4 protein-coding genes are annotated in these 5,564 nt (G+C 57.9%); all 4 read left to right on the top strand.

What is annotated here, in order from left to right:
* Nucleotides 1-591: citrate/2-methylcitrate synthase (locus ADADOO_RS16040; RefSeq protein WP_511278511.1), on the top strand; the 591-nt coding region annotated here is incomplete at its 5' end.
* A 99-nt stretch (nt 592-690) separates the two neighbouring features.
* Nucleotides 691-3,531, top strand: a complete 2,841-nt coding sequence (locus ADADOO_RS16035) for a 2-oxoglutarate dehydrogenase E1 component (protein WP_511278512.1) — start codon at nt 691-693, stop codon at nt 3,529-3,531.
* 24 nt (nt 3,532-3,555) lie between these two features.
* Nucleotides 3,556-4,779, top strand: a complete 1,224-nt coding sequence (odhB, locus tag ADADOO_RS16030; protein WP_511278510.1) for a 2-oxoglutarate dehydrogenase complex dihydrolipoyllysine-residue succinyltransferase — start codon at nt 3,556-3,558, stop codon at nt 4,777-4,779.
* Between the two features lie 75 nt (nt 4,780-4,854).
* Nucleotides 4,855-5,564 (top strand): FAD-dependent oxidoreductase (locus ADADOO_RS16025; RefSeq protein WP_511278509.1); only part of this gene is annotated, 710 nt, incomplete at its 3' end.

Raw genomic sequence — 5,564 nt, 5'->3', positions numbered from 1 at the left:
TCGACCTCGACGGTGCGTCTGGCCGGCTCATCTGGCGCCAACCCCTTCGCCTGCATCGCCGCCGGCATCGCCTGCCTGTGGGGCCCGGCGCACGGCGGCGCCAATGAAGCCTGCCTGCAAATGCTCGAAGAAATCGGCGACGTCTCGCGCGTTCCCGAGTACATCGCCCGCGCCAAGGACAAGAACGATTCCTTCAAGCTGATGGGCTTCGGCCACCGCGTGTACAAGAACTTCGACCCGCGCGCCACGCTCATGCGCAAGGTGTGCAACGAAGTGCTGACCGAACTCGGTCTCCAAAACGACCGTCTGTTCAAGCTGGCCATGGAGCTCGAAAAGATCGCTCTGGAAGACCCGTACTTCGTCGAAAAGAAGCTCTATCCGAACGTCGATTTCTACTCTGGCATTGTCCAGAAGGCGATCGGCATTCCGACCGAAATGTTCACCTGCATCTTCGCGCTGGCCCGCACGGTCGGCTGGATGACGCAGTGGGAAGAAATGATCACCGATCCGGAATACAAGATCGGTCGGCCGCGCCAGCTTTACGTCGGTGCAGCAAAGCGCGACGTAGTACCGCTTGCCCAACGCGGCTAAGAACGAAATTGGGCGGCCGTGTGGTCGCCCTTTTTTTACCCACAGAAACTTGTGATCAAGCGATCTGTGGCTACAGTGGAAAAAAATACCCTTGAGGGGATGCCTATGACTACGATGAACAACTTATTTGACAGCACAATGTACTTCGGTGGGAATGCGCCGTTTGTCGAAGAGCTGTACGAAAACTACCTGAATAACCCGACCGCCGTGCCTGAAGAGTGGCGAGAGTATTTTGACCGCCTGGCCCAGATGCCGGGCTTTGTTGCGCGCGACGTTGCGCATGCGCCAGTCATTTCTGCTTTTGCGGAACTGGCCAAAGACGGTGGTTTTCGCCCGGCTCCTGCTGCCGGTATCGATAACAAGAAACAGTCTGCAGTTGGTCAGTTGGTTACGGCATATCGTTCGATTGGCACGCGTTGGGCGGATCTTGATCCACTTAAGCGATCGCCTCGCCCGAAAATTGATGAGCTTGAGCCATCGTTCTATGGCTTCACCGATGCCGACCTGAATCAGTTGTTTAGCGTTGGTTCACTGAAAGGCCTGCCGGAAACTGCCAGGCTTGGCGACATCCTTGAAACCTTGAAGCAGACCTACTGTGGCACGGTTGGTGTCGAGTACATGTACATGTCTGACTACAACGAGAAGCGCTGGCTACAGGAGCGTCTCGAGGGGATTCGTTCACGCCCGACCTATTCTGCTGAGCAGAAGAAACGCCTCATGGAGCGGTTGACCGCAGCCGAAACGCTGGAGCGCTACCTGCATACCAAGTATGTTGGTCAGAAGCGTTTCTCGCTGGAAGGCGGCGAATCGTTGATCGTTTCCATGGACGAGGCCATTCGTACTGGTGGCAAGCTGGGCATTGACGAAGTCGTCATCGGAATGGCGCATCGCGGCCGTCTGAACGTGTTGGTCAATACGCTGGGCAAGGCCCCGTCGATGCTTTTCGCTGAATTCGAAGGCAAGAAAAAGAGTGACCTGTCGGCTGGTGACGTCAAATACCACATGGGCTTCTCGTCCGACGTGTCCACCCCGGGCGGTGCCTGCCACCTGACGCTGGCATTCAACCCGTCGCACCTCGAAATCGTTAATCCAGTGGTTGAGGGTTCCGTGTATGCCCGCCAGGTTCGTCGTGGCGAAGAGGGTAAGTCCAAGGTGCTGCCGGTCGTTGTGCACGGTGACTCTGCCCTTGCCGGCCAGGGTGTCAACCAGGAGATGCTCAACTTTGCACAGACCCGTGGCTACGGTACGGGCGGTACCCTGCATATCGTGGTGAACAACCAGATCGGCTTCACCACCAGCGATCCGCGCGATTATCGGTCTGGCCATTACTGCACAGACATCTTCAAGATGGCTGATATGCCGATTTTCCATGTGAACGGTGACGACCCGGAAGCTGTTGCGCTGGTTACCCAACTGGCCATGGAGTTCCGTCAGGAATTCAAGAAAGATGTCGTCGTCGACATCATCTGTTTCCGCAAGCTTGGCCACAACGAGCAGGACGAGCCTATGGTTACCCAGCCGCTGATGTACAAAATTATCAGCAAGCATCCTGGCACCCGCAAGCTTTACGGCGATCGCCTGATCGCTGAAGGCGTCTTGGCCGCCGACGGTCCGGATCAGATGATCAAGGAATATCGCGAACACCTCGACCAGGGCGAGTTGCTTTACAACCCGGTGCTGGCTGGTTACAAGCATCCGATGACTATCGACTGGACCCCGTTCCTGACCAAGAGTTACATCGAAACCTGCGATACGACGGTGCCGATGAAAGAACTGAAGCGTCTTGCCAAGGGACTTACCACCTTTCCGGAAGGCTACGCGCTCCACTCGCGGGTCAAGAAAATCGTTGAAGACCGCGCTGCGATGGGCGAAGGCAAGTTGCCGGTTGACTGGGGTATGGCCGAGAACCTCGCCTACGCTTCATTGTTGGTCTCCGGCTACGGTGTGCGTATTTCGGGTGAAGACGTCGGTCGCGGAACCTTCTTTCATCGCCATGCCGCATTTCACGACCAAAATCGGGCGAGCTGGGATAAGGGCACTTACTACCCGCTCCGCCAGCTTCAGGAAAAGCAAGCCAGCTTCCAGTGCTTTGATTCGGTGCTGTCTGAAGAAGCTGTTCTTGCCTTTGATTACGGCTATGCCTCGGCTAATCCATATGAGCTGGTCATCTGGGAAGGCCAGTTCGGCGATTTCGCCAACGGTGCCCAGGTGGTTATCGACCAGTTCATCGCATCCGGTGAAGCCAAGTGGGGCCGTGCCTGTGGTTTGGTGATGCTGCTGCCGCATGGCTACGAAGGTCAGGGCCCGGAGCACTCTTCGGCTCGTCTCGAACGTTATATGCAGGCTTGTGCCGAAATGAACATGGAAGTCTGCGTGCCGACTACGGCAGCCCAGGTTTTCCACATGCTGCGTCGTCAGGGTGTTCGCATGCAGCGCAAGCCGCTGATCGTCATGACGCCGAAGTCGCTGTTGCGTCACAAGGATGCCGCTTCAAGCATGGAAGAGCTGGCCACTGGCGAGTTCAAGCGCGTTATCGGCGAAGTTGATGAGCTCGATGCCAAGAAGGTCAAGCGCGTAATCCTCTGCTGCGGCAAGGTTTACTACGACTTGCTGGCAGCGCGCCGCGAGAAGAAGATTACCGACATCGCCATTGTTCGCGTTGAGCAGTTGTATCCCTTCCCGAAGGATTCGCTTGAGAAAGAACTAGCCAAGTATCCGAAGGCGACCGAAGTGGTCTGGACCCAGGAGGAGCCGCGCAATCAGGGCGCCTGGTACTGGATTGCATCCCGTCATCATCTGGATACCCAGTTGGGTACCAAACAGAAGATGTTGCTGGTGTCTCGTCCGGCTTCGTCTTCTCCGGCGGTCGGCTATCTGGCCAAGCACAACGAGCAACAAAAAGCACTGGTCGAGTCCGCACTGGGCAAGATCGAGTACTGATAACTACAGCAGAGTGGAGTCACTATGAGTATTATCGAAGTTCAAGTTCCCCAGCTTTCCGAGTCCGTCGCCGAAGGCACGCTCGCTTCCTGGAAAAAGAAAGTCGGCGAGGCCGTTGCTCGCGACGAGATCCTGATTGACATTGAAACCGACAAGGTGGTTCTCGAAGTTCCGTCGCCGGTTGCTGGCGTTCTGGTCGAAATCATCAAGGGTGATGGCGAGACTGTTGTCTCGGCCGAGTTGATTGCCCGCATCGATACCGAAGCCAAAGCGGGGGCCGCTGCCCCGGCGGCTGAAGCGCCGAAAGCGGCAGTTGCCGCTGCGCCGGTTGCCGCTGCTGCAGCACCGGCAGGTACGGCCAGCCCGTCGGCCCGCAAGATCCTCGACGAAAAAGGCATCGCTGCCGCTGACGTCGCCGGTTCCGGCCGTGGTGGTCGCGTCACCAAGGAAGATGCCGTTGCCGCTGCGCCGAAGTCTGGCCCGGTTGCTGCTCCGGCTGCTGCCAAGGCCGCCATGCCGACGCTGCAGGTTACTGTCGCCCTCGGCGATCGTACCGAACAGCGCGTGCCGATGTCCCGTCTGCGCGCCCGTATCGCTGAGCGTCTGCTGCAATCGCAAGCAACCAATGCCATCCTGACCACGTTCAACGAAGTGAACATGGGCCCGATGATGGCGCTGCGCAAGCAGTACGGCGAGAAGTTCGAAAAGGCCCACGGCGTTCGCCTCGGCTTCATGGGTTTCTTCGTCAAGGCCGCCTGTGCCGCCCTGCAGAAGTTCCCGATCCTCAACGCTTCGGTCGATGGCAATGACATCGTCTACCACGGCTTCATCGACATCGGTATCGCTGTCGGTTCGCCGCGTGGCCTGGTCGTGCCGATCATCCGCAATGCCGACCAGATGAGCATTGCCGAAATCGAAAAGAAGATTGCCGAATTCGGTGCCAAGGCCAAGGATGGCAAGCTGACCATCGAAGACCTGACCGGTGGCACCTTCTCGATCTCCAACGGTGGCATCTTCGGTTCCATGATGTCCACCCCGATCATCAACCCGCCGCAATCTGCGATCCTCGGCATTCATGCCACCAAGGACCGCGCCATGGTTGAGAACGGTCAAGTCGTTGTGCGTCCGATGAACTATCTGGCCATGTCCTACGATCACCGCATCATCGACGGCCGCGAAGCCGTTCTCGGTCTGGTGACCATGAAGGAAGCGCTGGAAGATCCGTCCCGCCTGCTGCTCGGCGTCTAATCGACGTTGGCCGGCGCCAGTGTCCCGCTAAGGGCGCTGGCGCTTTTGCACATCTGAAATCTGAAAGGTTTACACATGTCCAAGCAATTTGACGTGCTCGTTATCGGCGGTGGCCCCGGCGGCTATGTTGCAGCCATTCGCGCAGCCCAGCTCGGCTTCTCCGCCGCCTGCTGCGAATCCAATCCGTATGCCGACCCGAAGGGCGAGCCACGCCTCGGTGGCACTTGCCTGAACGTTGGCTGCATCCCGTCCAAGGCCCTGCTGCATACCTCGCACCTGTTCGAAGAAGCCGGTCACAGCTTTGAAGCCCAGGGTATCAAGGTTGGCAAAGCCACCATCGATGTGCCGGTAATGAAGGGCCGCAAGGACACCATCGTTACCCAGCTGACCTCGGGCATCAAGGGCCTGTTCAAGAAGAACAAGGTCACCCTGCTCAACGGTCATGGTTCCTTTGTTGGCAAGGAAGGCGATCTGTACAAGGTCAAGGTTGGTGCCGATGAGGTGCTGGCCAAGCAGGTCATCATCGCGACCGGCTCCAAGCCGCGTCACTTGCCGAACGTGCCGGTCGACAACAAGATCGTCATGGATAACGAAGGCGCCCTGAATCAGGAATCCGTGCCCAAGAAGCTGGCCATCATCGGTGCTGGTGTCATTGGTCTGGAAATGGGTTCGGTCTGGCGTCGCGTCGGTTCCGAAGTCACCATCCTCGAAGCCATGCCCGACTTTTTGGCTTTTGCCGATCAGGACATCGCCAAGGAAGCGCTCAAGCTGTTCACCAAGCAGGG

Origin of the sequence: Azonexus sp. (assembly GCF_036170495.1) — a bacterium.
Classification (GTDB): Bacteria; Pseudomonadota; Gammaproteobacteria; order Burkholderiales; family Rhodocyclaceae; genus Azonexus.
The sequence above is the reverse complement of the archived record's forward strand: the minus strand, read 5'-3'. Positions and strand labels throughout refer to the sequence as shown.